General features: G+C 61.2%; 17 protein-coding genes. 11 read left to right on the top strand and 6 right to left on the bottom strand.

Annotated features, from left to right (window positions below; translation table 11 throughout):
• The first annotated feature begins 132 nt into the window (after positions 1-132).
• From AC1RMX_RS21155 to AC1RMX_RS21145, 3 genes are read left to right on the top strand one after another with little or no spacing between them, the layout of a single operon-like run.
• Entirely contained in the window at positions 133-930 is a 798-nt protein-coding gene (locus tag AC1RMX_RS21155) for an endonuclease/exonuclease/phosphatase family protein (protein ID WP_102620877.1), read from the top strand.
• Positions 927-2,213 carry a cardiolipin synthase ClsB gene (clsB, locus tag AC1RMX_RS21150; protein WP_493072929.1) on the top strand — a complete coding sequence of 429 codons (1,287 nt, stop codon included), beginning with the start codon at positions 927-929 and terminating at the stop codon, positions 2,211-2,213. Before AC1RMX_RS21155 ends, clsB begins: the two co-directional genes overlap by 4 nt.
• Complete coding sequence (locus AC1RMX_RS21145) at positions 2,210-3,199, top strand: lysylphosphatidylglycerol synthase domain-containing protein (RefSeq protein ID WP_493072928.1); 990 nt, start codon at positions 2,210-2,212, stop codon at positions 3,197-3,199. The genes clsB and AC1RMX_RS21145 overlap by 4 nt, the downstream gene beginning before the upstream one ends.
• Here AC1RMX_RS21145 and AC1RMX_RS21140 read toward each other — a convergent pair whose 3' ends face one another.
• From AC1RMX_RS21140 to AC1RMX_RS21130, 3 genes are all read right to left on the bottom strand, one after another.
• Positions 3,200-3,958, bottom strand: coding sequence for an alpha/beta hydrolase family protein (locus AC1RMX_RS21140; RefSeq protein ID WP_493072927.1), 759 nt, complete (start codon positions 3,956-3,958; stop codon positions 3,200-3,202). It abuts the gene before it with no gap.
• Positions 3,948-5,057 (bottom strand): DUF3182 family protein, encoded by a 1,110-nt coding sequence (locus tag AC1RMX_RS21135; protein ID WP_493072925.1) that lies wholly within the window; start codon positions 5,055-5,057, stop codon positions 3,948-3,950. Before AC1RMX_RS21135 ends, AC1RMX_RS21140 begins: the two co-directional genes overlap by 11 nt.
• A gap of 178 nt (positions 5,058-5,235) precedes the next feature.
• Positions 5,236-6,231 (bottom strand): GlxA family transcriptional regulator, encoded by a 996-nt coding sequence (locus AC1RMX_RS21130; RefSeq protein WP_493072924.1) that lies wholly within the window; start codon positions 6,229-6,231, stop codon positions 5,236-5,238.
• A gap of 101 nt (positions 6,232-6,332) precedes the next feature.
• Here AC1RMX_RS21130 and AC1RMX_RS21125 point away from each other — a divergent pair, with 101 nt between their 5' ends.
• The 7 genes from AC1RMX_RS21125 to AC1RMX_RS21095 all read left to right on the top strand — a co-directional run bounded on the left by AC1RMX_RS21125 (position 6,333) and on the right by AC1RMX_RS21095 (position 11,503).
• Positions 6,333-6,887: a cysteine hydrolase family protein gene (locus AC1RMX_RS21125; protein ID WP_096820732.1), complete on the top strand. Its 555-nt coding sequence runs from the start codon at positions 6,333-6,335 to the stop codon at positions 6,885-6,887.
• A gap of 154 nt (positions 6,888-7,041) precedes the next feature.
• Positions 7,042-7,710, top strand: coding sequence for a YjfI family protein (locus AC1RMX_RS21120; RefSeq protein ID WP_096820731.1), 669 nt, complete (start codon positions 7,042-7,044; stop codon positions 7,708-7,710).
• A gap of 17 nt (positions 7,711-7,727) precedes the next feature.
• Entirely contained in the window at positions 7,728-8,426 is a 699-nt protein-coding gene (locus tag AC1RMX_RS21115; protein ID WP_192559111.1) for a PspA/IM30 family protein, read from the top strand.
• Positions 8,427-8,549: 123 nt separating this feature from the next.
• Positions 8,550-9,185 (top strand): DUF2491 family protein, encoded by a 636-nt coding sequence (locus AC1RMX_RS21110; protein ID WP_096820729.1) that lies wholly within the window; start codon positions 8,550-8,552, stop codon positions 9,183-9,185.
• A gap of 13 nt (positions 9,186-9,198) precedes the next feature.
• Complete coding sequence (locus AC1RMX_RS21105; RefSeq protein ID WP_085712345.1) at positions 9,199-9,624, top strand: DUF350 domain-containing protein; 426 nt, start codon at positions 9,199-9,201, stop codon at positions 9,622-9,624.
• 17 nt (positions 9,625-9,641) lie between these two features.
• On the top strand, positions 9,642-10,343 hold the full coding sequence (locus AC1RMX_RS21100; protein WP_493072922.1) for a DUF1190 domain-containing protein: 702 nt from the start codon (positions 9,642-9,644) through the stop codon (positions 10,341-10,343).
• Between the two features lie 2 nt (positions 10,344-10,345).
• Complete coding sequence (locus AC1RMX_RS21095; protein ID WP_096820926.1) at positions 10,346-11,503, top strand: glutathionylspermidine synthase family protein; 1,158 nt, start codon at positions 10,346-10,348, stop codon at positions 11,501-11,503.
• A gap of 65 nt (positions 11,504-11,568) precedes the next feature.
• Here AC1RMX_RS21095 and AC1RMX_RS21090 read toward each other — a convergent pair whose 3' ends face one another.
• The 3 genes from AC1RMX_RS21090 to AC1RMX_RS21080 form a co-directional block, all read right to left on the bottom strand.
• The gene (locus AC1RMX_RS21090) at positions 11,569-12,774 is read right to left on the bottom strand and encodes an acyltransferase family protein (protein ID WP_096820727.1); all 1,206 of its coding nucleotides are present in this window, start codon (positions 12,772-12,774) and stop codon (positions 11,569-11,571) included.
• 265 nt (positions 12,775-13,039) lie between these two features.
• Positions 13,040-13,558, bottom strand: coding sequence for a single-stranded DNA-binding protein (locus tag AC1RMX_RS21085; protein ID WP_096820726.1), 519 nt, complete (start codon positions 13,556-13,558; stop codon positions 13,040-13,042).
• A gap of 9 nt (positions 13,559-13,567) precedes the next feature.
• Positions 13,568-14,965 carry an MFS transporter gene (locus tag AC1RMX_RS21080; RefSeq protein WP_457381299.1) on the bottom strand — a complete coding sequence of 466 codons (1,398 nt, stop codon included), beginning with the start codon at positions 14,963-14,965 and terminating at the stop codon, positions 13,568-13,570.
• 191 nt (positions 14,966-15,156) lie between these two features.
• Here AC1RMX_RS21080 and uvrA point away from each other — a divergent pair, with 191 nt between their 5' ends.
• A complete protein-coding gene (gene uvrA / locus AC1RMX_RS21075) occupies positions 15,157-17,991 on the top strand; it encodes an excinuclease ABC subunit UvrA (RefSeq protein WP_096820724.1) in 2,835 nt (944 codons plus the stop codon).
• The last annotated feature ends 44 nt before the right edge of the window (positions 17,992-18,035 follow it).

Here is an 18,035-nt window from a genome sequence, read left to right as displayed (position 1 = left end):
AGTCACCAATAGACAGAGGCGGTACGAGGACTTTCGACGGGAGGACGGCATGGCGGCGATTCGCATCGATTACTCAAAGGGGCGCCCTGCCCCTTGGCGCGACCGGCGCCACCCCCCTGCGGGCATGCCGTCATGAGCATTCCCGAGCCGGTCGGCGTCACCGATGAACACGCCACCGTCATCACCACGGTGCGTCGTTTCACGGTACTGACGGTCAACACCCACAAGGGCTTCACCGCGCTGAACCGCCGCTTCATTCTCCCGGAACTGCGCGAAGCGGTCCGCAGCGTGTCCGCCGACGTGGTGTTCCTGCAGGAAGTCCACGGCACCCACGAACACCATCCCAAGCGCTACAACAATTGGCCGACGATGCCGCAATACGAGTTCCTCGCCGACAGCCTGTGGCCGCAGTTCGCCTACGGGCGCAACGCGGTGTATCCGGAGGGCGATCACGGCAACGCCCTGCTGTCGAAATTCCAGATCGTGCGCCACGACAACCTCGACGTTTCCATCAGCGGTCATGAAAACCGTGGTCTGTTGCATTGCGTGCTGCGCCTGCCGGGAGACGCTCGCGAATTGCACGCGATCTGCGTGCACCTGGGCCTGCGTGAAAGTCATCGCAACGCACAGCTGAAACTGCTGCGAAAACGCCTCGCCGACCTGCCCGACGATGCACCGGTAATCGTCGCCGGCGACTTCAACGACTGGCGCCAGCGCGCCGATGCGCTGCTGGAACCTTGCGGTCTGCGTGAAGTGTTTGCCGAGCATCAGGGCAAACCGGCGCGCAGTTTTCCGGCGCGCTGGCCGGCGCTGCGGCTGGACCGGATCTACGTGCGCAACCTCAAGACCAGCCAGCCGAAGGTGCTCGCCAACCGGCCCTGGTCACATCTTTCCGATCACGTGCCGCTGTCAGTGGAGATCGAACTATGAGCAGCGCGCCGCTGGAAAAATCCGCCGTGGAACCGATCACCATCACCCCACCGATCCGCGAGCCCGGTCACGTCGATGTCGACTATGGCTGGCAGGGCAACAACCGCGTCGAACTGCTGGAAAACGGCGAGGCGTATTTCCCGCGAGTCTTCGACGCCATGCGCGCGGCGAAGAGTGAAATCCTGCTGGAGACCTTCATCGTTTTCGAAGACAAGGTCGGCAACGAGTTGCAGCAGATTCTGATCGACGCCGCCCGGCGTGGTGTGCGCACCACCGTCAGTCTCGACGGCTTCGGTTGCGGCGAATTGAGCACCGGTTACCTCACCGCGTTGAGCGAGGCCGGTGTGCACCTGCAAATCTTCGACCCAGCGCCCAAACGCCTGGGTTTTCGCACCAACTGGTTCCGGCGCCTGCACCGCAAGATCGTGGTGGTCGACGGGCTGATTGCGTTCATCGGCGGGATCAATTTTTCCGGCGATCACTTGGCGGATTTCGGCCCCGAGGCGAAGCAGGATTACGCGGTGCAAGTTCAGGGCCCGGCGGTGGCCGACATCCATCACTTCGCCCTGCTGCAAAGCGGTCGTCCCGGCCGGGCGCGGTTCTGGTGGCAGCGTCGACGCCAGCGGCGGGCGGAGATGGCGTTCACCGAACATGACGGTCAGGTGCGATTGGTATTCCGCGACAACGACCAGCACCACACCGATATCGAAGACGTTTATTTGCAGGTATTGCGCCGCGCCCGGCGGCGGGTAGTGATCGCCAACGCGTATTTCTTTCCCGGTTACCGCTTGCTGCGCGAGATTCGTAACGCGGCCCGGCGCGGCGTCGATGTGCGGCTGATCCTGCAGGGCCAGCCGGACATGCTGGTGGCCAAACTTGCGGCGCGCATGACCTATGACTACCTGCTCAAGGCCGGGGTGCAGATCCACGAATATTGCGAGCGTCCGCTGCACGGCAAAGTCGCGCTGGTGGATGAGGAATGGAGCACCGTGGGGTCGAGCAATCTCGATCCGCTTAGTCTCTCGTTGAACCTGGAAGCAAACGTGCTGATCCGTGACCGGGTCTTCAATCAGGAGCTGTTTCGCCGCCTGGAAGATCTCAGCCAAAACCACTGCAAAGCGATGGACGTTGATCAGGCTCCGCGCGGGCGCCTCTGGCACATGACCGTGGGGTTTCTGGTGTTTCACTTCCTGCGTCATTTCCCGGCCATGGCCGGTTGGTTGCCAGCGCACAAGCCTCGGCTGAAGCCCTTCATTCACACTGCCGGGAGCGATCCGTCATGAGCCGCTCCGATGCTCCCGCCGCCACACATTTGAAACCCGCTGCCACATCTCGCTGGAGCCGCTGGAAGCGTCCGCTGACGCTCCTTTTTTTCCTCGCGCTGATCGTCCTGCTGACGATGTTCGCCAGCCGCATCGAATGGGCCGAGGTGCTGCAAACCCTCGCCGACTTCAAGGTGCGCACGCTGATCATCGCCTCCAGCCTGACGCTGTTGAGCTTTCTGGTATACGCCAGTTTCGACCTGATCGGCCGCACTTACATTCGCCAGGAGCTGACCTGGAAACAGATCCTGCCGGTGGGCATCATCAGTTACGCGTTCAACCTCAACCTGAGCGCGTGGGTCGGCGGGATCGCCATGCGTTATCGGCTGTATTCGCGACTCGGCGTGAGCAAAAGCAACATCGCCAAGATCCTCGGGCTGAGCCTGGCCACCAACTGGTTCGGCTACATGACCATCGCCGGCGCGGTGTTCAGCAGCGGTCTGGTGCGCATGCCGCCGGGCTGGAAAGTCAGCAGCAATGCGTTGCAGGGCATCGGCGTTTTGCTGCTGTTGCTGAGTGCCGGTTACCTGGTCGCCTGCCAGTTTTCCCGGCGGCGCGAGTGGTCGATTCGCGGGGTGGAAATCAACCTGCCGTCGCTGCGCATGGCCGTCCTGCAACTGTTGCTCGGCGCGCTCAACTGGTCATTGATGGCGGCGGTGATTTTCACCTTGCTGCCGGACAAACTCGACTACCCACTGGTGCTCGGGGTGCTGCTGATCAGCGCGATTGCCGGGGTCATCACTCACATTCCGGCCGGGCTCGGCGTACTCGAAGCGGTGTTCGTCGCGCTGCTGCAACACGAGGCGTCGCGCGGCAGTCTGGTCGCGGGGTTGCTGGCCTATCGGGCGATCTATTTTCTGCTGCCGCTGCTGATCACGGTGGTGATGTATCTGGTGGTGGAAGCCAAGGCCAAGGCACTGCGGATCGAGAAGAAACCCAAGCCCTGATCAGCGCGACTGAATGATGCTCAACCGTTCGCCCACCACCATCTCGGTGATCCAGTCGACCAGGATCGAGGTGTAGGCCTGCTGAGAAGTTGGATCGCTCAGGGCATGGTCGGCGCCGTCGATGATGCGGTGAGTCAGCGAGTGGGTCTGCTGGCACGCGGCGCGATAACTCATGATCGTCGCGTGGGGCACGTAGTCATCGGTTTCCGATTGCACCAGCAGCACGTCGCCGGTGAATTGCGAGCAGGCATGCAGCGCCCGATTGCTGTCGGCGCGCACCAGCGTACCGCGATAATCGCGCAGGTCAGCCTTGTCCAATTCGCGCTTGGGCGTGTGCCATTGTTCGTCGCGATAAAGCGCCGGCACCCGCAGCGCCAGCCAGCGCACCGGGCGCAATGAGGTGAGGATCGAAGCGAGATAACCGCCGTAGCTGGTGCCGACCACCGCGATGGCCGAGGTGTCCAGCGCCGGGTGCGCGAGCAGCCGGTCGTAGGCCGCCAGTAAGTCACGCAGGTTGTCTTCACGGGTGACCCGGCTCAGCGGAATGCCGGTGCCGCCGGTGTGCCCGCGCAAGTCGAAAGTCAGGCACACGCAGCCCAGGCCGGCGATGCCTTTGGCCCGTTCCAGATCTCGCTCCTGGCTACCGCCCCAACCGTGCACGAACAACACGCCGGGGACTTTCGATTTGGGACTGAGGAACGTCCCGCTCATCTGCTCGTCATCAATGTCGATCTGAATGCTTTCGCTTCTAGCCGTCATAGGATTTGACCGTTACGTATTTGAGGAGAAAGTCGCTGTTCTCGGCCGGGCCGCGATAGACCTCGATAGCATCCGCCGGCAGGGCCTGGTCGATGTAGGTTTCCACCGACGACACGCGGATCGCGCACATCGACGGATCGTTGACGAAGCTCTGCAACGCCGCCACTTCCGCGCTGCTCGCGCCGCCCATGCGCCAGGATTGTTCGAGCACGCCGCTGCGCTGCTGACCATCGCTGCCCAGCCCCTGGGCGATGTCGTAATTGCGCCGCGAAGCGTAGAACCGTGGATAGGCTTCATCCGCCGCGCGGTCGAACACCTGCGCCTGCTCGATGGCCAGCCGCACATCGTCCGGCAGGTCCAGTGTCAGCAGTTCCTCGTAACCGCCCTGCACCACCAGCAGGTTCGAGCCGCCGTACACGTCTTCGCCGTGGGCGTCTTCGGTCAAGTATTGATCACCGCAGTAACTGAGCACCCGGTCGCCGATGAATGACTGACCGACGCTGTGGGTGACTACCTGGCTCAGGTCCTGCTCCAGCACCACGCCTTCGTTGAACTGTTTTGCAATGTCCGGGCGAGTGAGGATCTCGTCGAAAGCGTCGAGGCTCTTGATCACTTCCTGTCCGCGGCCGGCGCACGCATGAATCGGTTTGAGACGGATCGGGCCGCTGTACAACAGATGCTCGGCGGCGGGTCGCGCATCCTCCAAAGCAAACACACTGAGCCCGTCGAGTACGACATTGCGCGTGCGTTCGGAAAACAGCGGCGACCAGCCTTGCGGCGCGCGGGCCAGATGACTGCGCAAACCGTGGCTGATGGCTTTGGTGCAGATGAAATCGTGCTCGACGAAACCGCCCCACAGGTCGTCCGGGCCTTTGATACCCAGCTCATGGGCCTTGGCAGCGCCGACGATGGTTTGGGTCGGCAGCAGATACAGGTCGCGACCACGATGCTTTTGCGCGTCGTAACTGCCACCGAATTTCAGCCCGAGAATCTGCGCCAGCCAGCGGGCCAGCGCCTTGTTGGTCTGCACTTCGTGTTGTGGTGCGTCGGGGCGTACGGAATGGGCGACCACTATTTTGTTGCGAGGTGTCGGGGTCATGCGTCCCCCTTCCAGCGGCAAGATGAATGTAGGTCAGAGGGTGCAGAGATCAGGCCAAACGGCTGCTGCGCGAAACCCCACGCAAATCAGTGAATTAGCCTTTTCGTACTGGCACCCCGCCCGTTTCAATCTGCACGACTGCCGCAATGGCCCCGGCATTTTGCACGAACGTCAGACGCTATCTCGCCAGCGCCGTCGGCGGTGTCACGCCAAACCGCGCCCGATAATCGCTCGGCGCCAGCCCGGTGATTTTTTTGAAGATGGCGCGAAATGCTCCCGGATCCTGATAACCCACCGTCCAAGCAATGTGATCGATGGTGCCGTTGGTGAACTCGAGCATTTCCCGTGCCTTGCCGACCCGCAGGTGCTGACAGTACTCGGTGGGTTTCAGGCCGGTCGCGGCACGGAAACGACGCAGGAATGTGCGCTCCTCCAGCCCCGAGCGCTCAGCCATCGAGGCCAGCGAAACGTCAGTCGCACCGGTGCTTTGCAGCCAGTGCTGGACCTTGAGAATCGACGCATCGCCATGGCTGAGGATCGGCGCGAAATTGCTGCCGCAGGCACTGGCGCTGTCGCTGTGTTCCATCACCAGGAACCGCGCAGTGGCGCTGGCGATGCTCGGCCCGAGCAAACGATCGACCAGCCGCAACCCCAGCTCCGACCAGGCCATCAGCCCGGCGGTGGTGATCAGGTCGCCGTCATCGACAATCGGTGTGTCGGCCTTGAGTTTGATGTCTGGATAACGCTCGGCAAACGCCTTGGCCGAGGTCCAGTGAGTGGTGGCGCTGCGACCGTCGAGCAGGCCGCTTTCGGCCAGCAGCCACGAGCCCACGCAGACGCCGCCCAGCGTCGCGCCACGGGCATGCTGATCGCGCAGCCATTGCAGCAATCCCGGCGATGTCTGCTCTGCACTGAACCCGGCGATCGAAGGTGGGATCAGCACCGCCAGCAAGCCTGTTTCGGCTGCAGGATGACTGTCGTAAACCCTGACCGGAGCCTGTTCGTTTTCGACCTGCCAGTGACTCACCCGCAGCCTTGGCAATTGCGCGGCCTGATGCTCGACCGCGATCCGGTCGGCCACGCCGAACAGGTCGGTCAAACCATGCACCGCCGCCAGTTGCGCGCCGGGATAAATCAGCACGCCCAATTCGGCAACGGCCCTTTCAACACCCATTGTCAGTTTTCCCCTGTCTATTGTCGGTGCGGCCAATCCTCGAAGACGTAGCTGGCGCCGATACTGATTCCACACCCAACAAACACTTCGAGGACACACCCATGGCCAGGCAAGCACTCATCGTAGTCGATATCCAGAACGACTACTTCCCCCAAGGCAAGTGGCCACTGGCTGGCGTCGACGCCGCTGCCGACAACGCCGCCCGACTGATCGCAGCGTTCCGTGAAGCGGGTGAGCCGGTGATCCATATCCGTCACGAATTCACCTCGGCGGATGCGCCGTTCTTCACCCCGGGCTCCGAGGGTGCCAAGTTGCATTCCAAGGTGCTCAACCGCGCCGACGAACCGGTGGTGCTCAAGCACTTCGTCAACTCGTTCCGCGAAACCGAACTGCAATCGATCCTTGATGAGCAAGACATCAAGGAACTGGTGGTGGTCGGCAGCATGAGCCACATGTGCATCGATGGCGTCACCCGTGCGGCGGCGGATCTGGGTTACACCGTCACGGTGATCCACGATGCCTGCGCCACCCGCGATCTGGAATTCAATGGCCTGACCGTGCCGGCGGCCTATGTACACGCAGCATTCATGTCATCGCTGGGTTTTGCCTACGCCAGCGTGGTCTCGGCAGACGAATTCCTCGCGGCCAGCCGTTAATCCTCGTCCGCGAACCTTCGCAAGAAACACAGGCCCGCCATGTTGCGGGCCTTTTTTCGTGCGCTGAAAAAATCTCACGCGTGAGCCATTGATGGCACTTTGAATTGGTTGTAGTGTGGCTCACGCGTGAGTTATTCATAACAGAGTCATCGCCATGAAAAGCAACTCCCCAGCAACAAAATCGGAGAGCCCGAAGGGAGTACGCTCGACAACGTCCGTGAAAAAACCATCGAGTTTCTATATGAAGCAGATGCGTGCGGGCCTGGCGGCCGCCGGTTATGTGAAACACGAAACTTGGGTGCTTCCGGAGAACCGAAGCTTGCTCAAGCAAATGGAGCAACAGCTACGCCAACCGATTCTGGCTGGCTCTTTCATGTCGGAGAATTACATGAGCGCAGGCAACAACTGGAACATCGATAGCCTCTACAACGCTTTCAAGGCACTGGACGAAGTGGCTTCGCAAGAAATCACCCTGTCCCTGATCCAGAGCGCCGAACCCAGCCTCAAACTGGAAATGAACGAATTCGGCGGCCTGCCGATTCACATCGCCATCGCGGGTCAGCAGATCATCGTCGACACCGTGCTGGTGGACATCGATTCGATCACCGACGTGCGCACCTTCAACGATGCGGTCCTGCGCAGCCGGGAAATGTTCCCGCTGTCGTCGATCGGCATCGAGACCATGCCCAACGGCCAGACTGTCTACAACATGTTCGGCGCGCTGAGTGCTGATTCGAGCCTGACCAACGTGGTCACCGAGGTGAAAACCCTGGTCGATAACGTGCAGCGCGCCAGCGAAGCCTTCGAACATTTCTTCAAGTAATCAACAGGGAAAGTCCAATGACTCAGTCCATCTGGAACAAGTTGTTCACCGCGCTGCGCGGCGGCGCCAATGAAGTCGGCGAAGCGATCGTCGATCAACAGGCCCTGCGCATCCTCGATCAGGAAATCCGTGACGCCGACAGCGCCCTGTCCAACGCCCGTCGCGAACTGGTCACCATCATGGCCAAGCACAAGCTGTCCGCCGACCGCGTGAGCGAGTACGACGCCAAGATCAAGGATCTGGAAGCCAAGGCAGTCTCTGCCCTGAACGCCGGCCGTGAAGACCTGGCGATGGAAGTGGCCGAGGCGATTTCGACCCTGACCAACGACCTGACCACCGAGAAGGCCCAGAGCGACGAGTTCGGCACCTACGCCGACAACATGCGCAAGGACATCAACAAGGCCGAAGCGCGGATCAAGAGCCTGCGTCAGCAAGTGGATATGGCCAAGGCCCGTGAAAGCGTGCAGAAAGCGCAGGTCAGCGCCTCCATCGCCAGCGGCGGCGCCAACGGCAAGCTGGAAACCGCAGTCGGCACCCTGAACCGCTTGCAGGAGAAGCAAAAGCAACGCGCCGCCGAGCTGAACGCTCAGGACGAACTGGCCGATGCCACGACCGGCAACGACCTGGAGCGCAAACTGCGCGACGCCGGCATCACGCCGAACGAGGGCAGCGCCAACGCGATCCTCGAGCGACTGAAGCAGAAGTCGGCCCAGTAAGGGCAGCCAGAGAAAAGAAGGGCACCGGGTGCCCTTCTTTTTCGCCTGCTCGTTTGTCACGAGGCCGGTACACTAGCGGCGTTTTGCCAACGAACACCTCCACCCGCTTCAAGGAATGTACCCATGGGATGGTTAAAGAACTTGCTGGGGACCCCGGCTCCAACACCTGAAGCTGTCGGCGGCCCGCTTGGCCTGGCGCAGGGCAAAGGGATCCGGTTCGATTCGACGCTCGGCCTGCTGCTCGATGGCAGCACCTCGGTACGGGTTCCCGATGCCCAGGCCATCTGGAGCGCCGGCTGGATCGACCTCGGCCAGTCGAACAAGCTGCATCGCTATTACCTGAACAACGAAGATTTCTGGCTGCAGGTCCACGTCACCGGCGACGATCAGATCGAATCGGTGACGCTGTTCAATTACGTCAGCTATGTCACGGTCAACAGTGACGCCGAGCTGCAGCGCCTGGCGGGCCCGAACAGCCTGATCGGCCTGCCGGCCTACACCCATGAGGGCGTGTCCTTCACCCGTGAATGGGGCACCGAACGCGGCCAGACCGAACTGGTCCCGCTCACCGAACAAGTGATCAATCCCGACGAGTCCTACACCATCGAACACCATTCGATGCTGTACGCCCGGGAAACCGGCCTGACCGACCGTCGAGAGCTGCTGCTGTTCTCCGTCGAACAGGACGAAGAAGGCACCGTCAGCCTGAGCACATCGCTGGGCATCTCGCTGTACACCACCGATCTGAGCACCATTTAAAAGGAAGTTCCCCATGCTGGAAGTGCTGTCCGTTTCCCTGAACAAGGCCGCGCTGGTCGGTTTCGCCGCCTACCTGATCGGCGCCGTGCTGCTGTTCATGCTGTTTCAGTTCGTCTACACCCGCATCACGCCGCACAAGGAATTCGAACTGATTCGCGGCGGCAACAACGCTGCCGCCATCGCCCTGTCGGGTGCGATCATCGGTTTCGCGATTCCGGCGAGCAACATCATCGCCCACTCGATCAACGTCCTCGATTTCGTGCTCTGGGCGGTGATCGCCGCTGCGGTGCAATTGCTGGCATTCCTGGCGACCGGCCTGGTGCTCAAAGGCACGTCCCAGCGCATCGCCAACGGTGAAGTCGCCGCCGGCATCTACGTCGCTGCGGTGGCGATCAGCGTCGGCATGCTCAACGCCGCGTGCATGACACCGTCCTACTGATCGGCAGGAAGCCTGAGATGAAACGAAGCAAGTACGTTCAACTGTCCCTGGCGGCCTCCGTGGCGCTGGCGATTTCCGGCGAAGTGGCCGCCCAGGAACAACGCAACTTCCAGAGCGTGGAACAGTGCGTTGACGCCGAAGTGGCCGCCGATGCCTGCTCGAACGCCTACGTCGCGGCCCTGACCGAACACCGGCGCATCGCCCCGGCCTATGACGATAAAGCGCAGTGCGACGCAGACTTCGCCGCCGGCTGGTGTCAGAAAAATTCCGACGGCCGCTTTGTACCGAAGCTGGGTGGCTTCAAGGTGCCGCAGAACGTTGAGCCGGCGCAGAACCTCGATGCGATCGCCAATGCGCAGATGCCAGCGGGTGACCCGGCACCTGCCCAGACCATACAGAGCACTTCCCATGGTTCCAGTGGCGGTGGCGGTGGCGGTGGTAACGGCTGGCTCAGCGGATGGCTGATCGGCAATGCCATGAGCAACAATCGCGCAAGCGACACGCGGACGGTCTATCGCGATCGTGACACTCGCCAGACGTACGACACTTCGACGCTGAACCGCCGGATCGAATCGGCTCCGACGACTCGAAACGATTCGGACTACACCAGCTCCCGAAGCAAATCCGTCAACGTGGCGTCTTCGACTTCCCGTGGCGGTTTCGGCAGCCAGTCCAGTGCACGCAGCGGTTGGGGCGGCTGGGGCAGTTCGAGCAGCTGATCATGAAGAAGATCCATTGCGCTGAGCGCCCCGACTGGAAACAGACCGCCGAAAGCCTCGGCTTCCTGTTTCACACCATCGACGACGAACCCTATTGGGACGAACGCGCGTACTACCAGTTCACGCTCGCGCAGATCGAAAACGATCTCGAGGATCCGACCACCGAACTGCACGAGATGTGCATGGACCTGGTCGACCGGGTGGTGCACAGCGAAGAGTTGCTCGATCGCCTGAGCATCCCAGCGTCGTACTACGACATGATCCGAACATCCTGGCTGGAAGGTCATCCGCATCTGTACGGACGCATGGACTTCTCCTACAGCGGCAACGGCCCGGCAAAGTTGCTGGAGCTCAACTACGACACGCCCACCAGCCTGTACGAAGCAGCGGCGTTCCAGTGGGGCTGGCTGGAGCAATGCATCGAGCGCGGAATGCTGCCGCGCCATGCCGACCAGTTCAACAGCATCGACACCCGCCTGCACGAAGCCTTTGCCCAGCTGAAGCTCAAGCGCCCGTTCTACTTTGCCTCGATGAAAGGCTCGGTCGAGGACAAGGGCACCACGGACTACCTGCGACTGATCGCGGAAAAGGTCGGCATCGAATCACGGCACATCGATATCGAAGACATCGGCCTGACTCCCGAGGGACGTTTTGTCGATCTTGAAGATCGCTGGATCCCGCACCTGTTCAAGCTGCACGCCTGGGAGTTCATTTTCCATGAGCCATTCGGCGCAGCCATCGCCGAATGCGACACGCAGTTTTTCGAACCGGCCTGGAAATCCATTCTCTCCAACAAGGGCGCCCTGCCCCTGCTCTGGGAGCTGCACAAGGGCCATCCGAACCTGCTGGCGGCGCATCTCGACCCGAATCCGGGCAGCGCGGTGCCCAAGGGCTGGGTACGCAAACCGTACTTTTCCCGGGAAGGCGCCAACATCGAGCTGCAAACCGCCGACGGTCTGGTCGTCAAAGAGGACGGCCCCTACACGGACGCGCCCTTCATCCTGCAGGAATTTGCGCCGCTGCCCAAGTTCGATGACAGCTACACGCTGATCGGCTCCTGGGTGATTGGTGATCAGGCCGCAGGAATAGGCGTGCGCGAAGACAACAGTCTGATCACCAAGGATTCAAGCCGGTTTTTACCGCATCTGATTCTTGACTGATTCGAGGCTGGCAATAAAAAACCCGTAGCGTTTGCGCGCTACGGGTTTTTCGTTTCCGGCATCGGTTACGACAATTCGGTCGTACGCACCGGCACCTCGGACGCTCGCTTTTCCTTGACCGGCTCGACGGTGCTGACCCCGACCATTCTCCGGCGTGCGATTTCCGCACCGCGACGACGCAATGGGGTTTCGACAAAACGATAGTTCAACTCGCTGCACACCAGCATGATTGCAAACGAGGTCAGCAACATCGGCACGGTGAACTCCGCACCCAACGCGACACCCCGTTCGCTGGCCACCCGGCTCCAGATCTCGGTGCTCAGGTGGTAGGCGAACATATGCACAACGTACAAGGCATACGAGCGCGACCCCAGCCATTGCCCGAGCCCACTCAAAATCGCCGGGCAGTAGATGTAGCCCTTCTGGTAGCTGGAAAGCCAGACGAGAATCAACGCATTGATTGCGATCAGCCCCACCGCGATCGGCATGGCGACCATCTGACCGGCAATGGCACCGAGCATGTAAAGCAGGAACAGCGTGAGCGCCAGCCGCTTGAACAAGCTGGCCCCCAATGCCGTGGGTTCAATGTCCTTGTACAGCGATGTGCGCGTGAACAGGCACAGCAAAATGCCCCACATCATCGCATCCAGACGGAACGAGAACAGCATGCCGGCCAATGGCCCGCCAAACGCATAGCGATTGAAGGGGAACTGCACGGCAATCAGCGCGATCAGGGTAATCACCCGCCAGCGCGTGGAGGTGATCAGCAGCAGGAACAGCGGGAAAATGAAGTAAAACTGCTCCTCCAGCGCCAGGCTCCAGTACACCGAGTTCGGCCCCAGCAGTACACCGTACTGGTTCGCCAGATTCCCCGTGAACGTCGCGACGGCGGTGAAGCTGCGCAGATTCTCGAACCACGACTGGAAGGCATTCGACTGGTTGAAAAAGATCGAAAACGCCAACGGGATCAGTACCCACAGCCACGCCGTAGGCAGCAGACGATAAGCGCGACGAATCCAGAATGAAGTGGCGGCGAGGCCGAACCGGTTTTGCTCGCGGTTCTTGTCGAAATAGTCGAGATAGGCCTTGCTGACGACAAAACCTGAAATACAGAAAAACAGATCCACCCCCGACCAAGGGGAATAGACGTTGAACAGCTTTTCCATGAACTCGGCATGGAACGGCAGTAACAGCGAGCTGTGAGCAAACACCGTCATCAGGATAGCCACGCCGCGCAGGTACTCGATTTCCTTGTTCTTGCTACTGCTCATTGTTTTCTCTTGTTCTTGTGGTGGAACTGACACCCGACGCCGGGGAGCCCGCTCTTGCAAAATGGACGGGCTCGAAAGCGCCGGACCGATCATGGATTGGCTTGCCGCGGCCTTCAAGACTCTACGCGAAACTTTATTGCCCTGACTGCCGGGACCGATCAGTCAGTTCACGATCATCCAAAAGATGTTTACGACGCCAGAAACGACGAAGCCCCCGCAATGCGGGGGCTTCGAATGCAAACCGGAAGGGGTTCGGGCGCTTCAATCAGAACGGGATATCGTCATCGAAGCTGTCGAAATCCGGAGCCGGTTGCGGTGCGGCCTGCTGTGGAGCCGGGGCCGGACGCTGCTGAGGTGCCGACTGCTGCGGACGCGGAGCCTGTTGGCGTGGAGCCTGCTGCTGATAGCTGTTGCCACCGCCTTGTTGGTCGCCCTGTTGTGGACGGCCGCCCAGCAGTTGCATGGTGCCTTGCATGTCGACCACGATTTCGGTGGTGTAACGCTTGATACCGTCTTTTTCCCACTCACGGGTCTGCAGCTTGCCTTCGATGTACACCTGCGAACCCTTGCGCAGGTATTCGCCGGCGATTTCGGCAACCTTGCCGAACATCGATACACGGTGCCACTCGGTCTTCTCGACCTTCTGACCGGTCTGCTTGTCGGTCCACTGCTCGCTGGTCGCCAGACTCAGGTTGGTCACGGCGTTACCGTTGGGCAGGTAGCGTACTTCGGGATCCTGGCCGCAAGTACCGACCAGAATGACTTTGTTAACCCCACGGGCCATAACGTTCTCCTAGGCTTCGCACGCAGTCTGCGCCGGGTTGTTCACCAGGCGCTCAAGAGTGGTGCGATCCATTAATTCGGTGTCCAGTTTGATGTAGATCGCCGCTTCATCAGCGACTATGACTGCATCAGTTACCCCTACGAGGGCCTTGAGGCGCTCGACCAGACCCGCTTCGCGGATCGCTTCGGGCGACAACGGCAGGCGCAGGCTCGTCACGTAGGGAGGTTCGCGCATGGTAACAGCAAAGGCCAGCCAAAGTGCAGCCAGCCCGGCACATCCGAGGAACACAACCGACAGACCGCCATGCTGGAACATCCAGCCGCCGAGAATCCCGCCGAGTGCAGAACCGAGGAACTGGCTGGTGGAGTACACGCCCATGGCCGTGCCTTTGCCACCTGCCGGTGAAACCTTGCTGATCAGCGACGGCAGCGAAGCTTCCAGCAGATTGAACGCGGTGAAGAACACCACCGTCCCGATCACCAGAGCCCGCAGGCTGTCACCGAACTGCCAGAAGAATAGCTCAGTGAGCATCAGCGTCATCACGGCGCCGAGCAAAACTCGTTTCATTTTGCGTTTCTTCTCGCCGTAGATGATGAACGGGATCATGGCGAAGAACGAGATCAGCAAGGCTGTGAGGTAGACCCACCAGTGCTGTTCCTTGGGCAGACCGGCCTTTTCGACCAGGGCCAGGGGCAGCGCGACGAAGCTCGACATCAACATCGCATGTAACACAAAAATGCCCAGGTCCAGCCGCAGCAGGTCCGGGTGTTTGAGCGTCGGCATCAACGCCTGACGCGCCACGCCGGACTCACGATGACTCAGCGGCCCGGTGGACTTCGGCACCATGAACATCACGATCACGATGCCGACCAGTGCCATCCCGCCAGTGGCGAGGAACAGGCCGGACAGACCGAATGCGCGGGTCAGCAGCGGACCGACCACCATGGCCACGGCGAACGACAGGCCGATGGTCATGCCGATCATGGCCATCGCTTTGGTGCGGTGCTGTTCGCGAGTCAGATCGGACAGCAACGCCATGACCGCCGCGGAAATAGCGCCGGCGCCCTGCAGGACCCGGCCGGCAATCACGCCCCAGATCGAGTCGGCCTGGGCCGCCAGCACACTGCCGAGGGCGAAGACGATCAGCCCCAGGTAAATCACCGGGCGACGGCCTATGCGGTCGGAAATGATCCCGAACGGGATCTGGAAAATCGCCTGGGTCAAGCCGTAAGCGCCAATCGCCAGCCCGATGAGGGCCGGGGTCGCTCCCGCCAGATCCATGCCATAGGTCGCCAGTACCGGCAGCACCATGAACATGCCAAGCATACGGAAGGCGAACACCAGGGCCAGACCGCTCGCCGCGCGGGTCTCGCTGCCACTCATGCGTTCGCTGTGGGGATCGTGCATGGAAAAACCTCGTGTGAACCGGCGGCGATTCTACCAGTCCCATCGAAAGACGGGGTATATCGCGACGCTTTGCCACGTACAGATGAAACTCTCTTCATGTAAGGCAGAAATCCCTTCATTTGATAGTGTGCATCCATCCAGTATTTGGCCGTATACTCCTGTGTTTTCGACGCCCGCCGAGCGAGGCCACTTTGGACAAGATCCTGATACGTGGGGCCCGTACCCACAACCTGAAGAACATCGACCTGACCCTGCCACGGGACAAACTGATCGTCATCACCGGCCTGTCCGGATCCGGCAAGTCGTCCCTGGCCTTCGACACGCTGTACGCCGAAGGTCAGCGCCGCTATGTCGAATCCCTGTCGGCCTATGCCCGGCAGTTCCTGTCGATGATGGAAAAACCCGACGTCGACACCATCGAAGGTCTGTCGCCGGCGATCTCCATCGAACAGAAGTCGACCTCGCACAACCCGCGCTCCACGGTCGGCACCATCACCGAAATCTACGACTACCTGCGTCTGCTCTACGCACGCGTCGGCACACCGCGCTGCCCGGATCACGACATCCCGCTGGAAGCCCAGACCGTCAGTCAGATGGTCGACCTGGTGCTGGCTCAGCCGGAAGGCAGCAAACTGATGCTGCTGGCCCCGGTGATCCGTGAGCGCAAGGGCGAGCACCTTTCGGTATTCGAAGAGCTGCGTGCACAGGGCTTCGTCCGGGCCCGGGTCAACGGTCGGCTCTGCGAGCTGGACGAGCTGCCGAAACTGGATAAACAGAAGAAGCACACGATCGAAGTCGTGGTCGACCGCTTCAAGGTGCGCGCCGACCTGCAGCAGCGTCTGGCCGAATCCTTCGAGACCGCGTTGAAGCTGGCCGACGGCATCGCCCTGGTAGCACCGATGGACGACGAGCCGGGCGAAGAGATGATCTTCTCCGCGCGCTTCGCCTGCCCGATCTGCGGCCATGCGATCAGCGAGCTGGAACCCAAGCTGTTTTCCTTCAACAACCCGGCCGGCGCCTGCCCGACCTGCGATGGTCTGGGCGTGAAGCAGTTCTTCGACATCAAGCGCCTGGTCAACGGCGAACTCACGCTGGCCGAGGGCGCGATTCGCGGCTGGGACCGGCGCAACGTCTATTACTTCCAGATGCTCGGCTCGCTGGCTGCGCATTACGGCTTCAGCCTGGAGCAACCGTTCAACGAACTGCCGGCCGATCAGCAGAAGTTCATCCTGCACGGCAGTGGCTCGCAGAACGTCGATTTTAAATACCTCAATGACCGGGGCGACATCGTCAAACGCTCGCACCCGTTCGAAGGCATCGTGCCGAACCTGGAGCGTCGTTACCGCGAAACCGAATCGGCCAGCGTGCGTGAGGAACTGGCGAAGTTCCTCAGCACCCAGTCCTGCCCGGACTGCCGTGGTACCCGTTTGCGTCGCGAAGCTCGGCATGTGTGGGTGGGCGAGAAAACCTTGCCGGCGGTGACCAACCTGCCGATCGGCGATGCCTGCGACTACTTCGGCGAGCTGAAGATGACTGGCCGGCGCGGTGAGATCGCCGACAAGATCCTCAAGGAGATCCGCGAGCGTCTGCAGTTCCTGGTCAACGTGGGGCTGGATTACCTGTCGCTGGATCGCAGTGCCGACACATTGTCCGGCGGCGAAGCCCAGCGGATCCGTCTGGCCAGCCAGATCGGCGCCGGCCTGGTCGGTGTCCTGTACATTCTCGACGAACCGTCCATCGGCCTGCACCAGCGCGACAACGATCGTCTGCTCGGCACCCTCAAGCACCTGCGCGACATCGGCAACACCGTGATCGTGGTCGAGCACGACGAAGACGCGATCCGACTGGCAGATTACGTGGTCGATATCGGCCCGGGCGCCGGCGTTCATGGCGGGCAGATCGTCGCCGAAGGCACGCCGGCCGAAGTCATGGCACACCCTGACTCGCTGACCGGTAAATACCTGTCGGGCCGGGTCAAGATCGAAGTGCCGGCCAAGCGCACGCCGCGCAACAAGAAACAGGTGCTGTCGCTCAAGGGCGCACGCGGCAACAATCTGCGCAACGTCGACCTGGAGATCCCGATCGGCCTGCTGACGTGCGTGACTGGCGTCTCCGGATCGGGCAAGTCGACGCTGATCAACAACACACTGTTCCCGCTGAGCGCCACGGCACTCAATGGCGCAACCACTTTGGAAGCGGCAGCCCACGACAGCATCAAGGGCCTGGAGCATCTGGACAAGGTCGTGGATATCGACCAAAGCCCTATCGGTCGTACACCGCGCTCCAACCCGGCGACCTACACGGGACTGTTCACGCCAATCCGCGAACTGTTCGCCGGCGTGCCCGAGTCCCGCTCCCGTGGTTATGGCCCGGGGCGCTTCTCCTTCAACGTCAAGGGCGGTCGCTGCGAGGCTTGCCAGGGCGACGGCCTGATCAAGGTGGAAATGCACTTTCTGCCGGACATCTACGTACCGTGCGACGTGTGCAAGAGCAAACGCTACAACCGCGAAACCCTGGAGATCAAATACAAGGGCAAGAGCATCCACGAAACCCTCGAGATGACCATCGAGGAAGCGCGGGAGTTCTTCGACGCGGTGCCGGCGCTCGCGCGCAAGCTGCAAACACTGATGGATGTGGGTCTGTCGTACATCAAGCTCGGTCAGTCGGCGACCACGCTGTCCGGCGGTGAGGCCCAGCGGGTCAAGCTGTCTCGCGAGCTGTCGAAGCGCGATACCGGCAAGACCTTGTACATACTCGATGAGCCGACCACAGGCCTGCACTTCGCGGACATCCAGCAACTGCTCGACGTGCTGCATCGCCTGCGTGACCACGGCAACACCGTGGTGGTGATCGAGCACAACCTCGACGTGATCAAGACGGCCGACTGGCTGGTGGACCTAGGCCCCGAAGGGGGTTCAAAAGGTGGACAGATCATCGCCACCGGCACACCGGAGGAAGTGGCCGAGATGAAGCAATCTCACACTGGCCATTACCTCAAGCCGCTGCTGATCCGCGATCGAGCCTGATTGCCAGGCATGAAAAAGCCCCTGTCACTTCACCAGTGACAGGG

It is taken from the genome of Pseudomonas sp. GW822-FHT03F04 (assembly GCF_058801405.1).
Note: the sequence above shows the minus strand (reverse complement) of the source record. Positions and strands in the feature narration are given on the sequence as shown.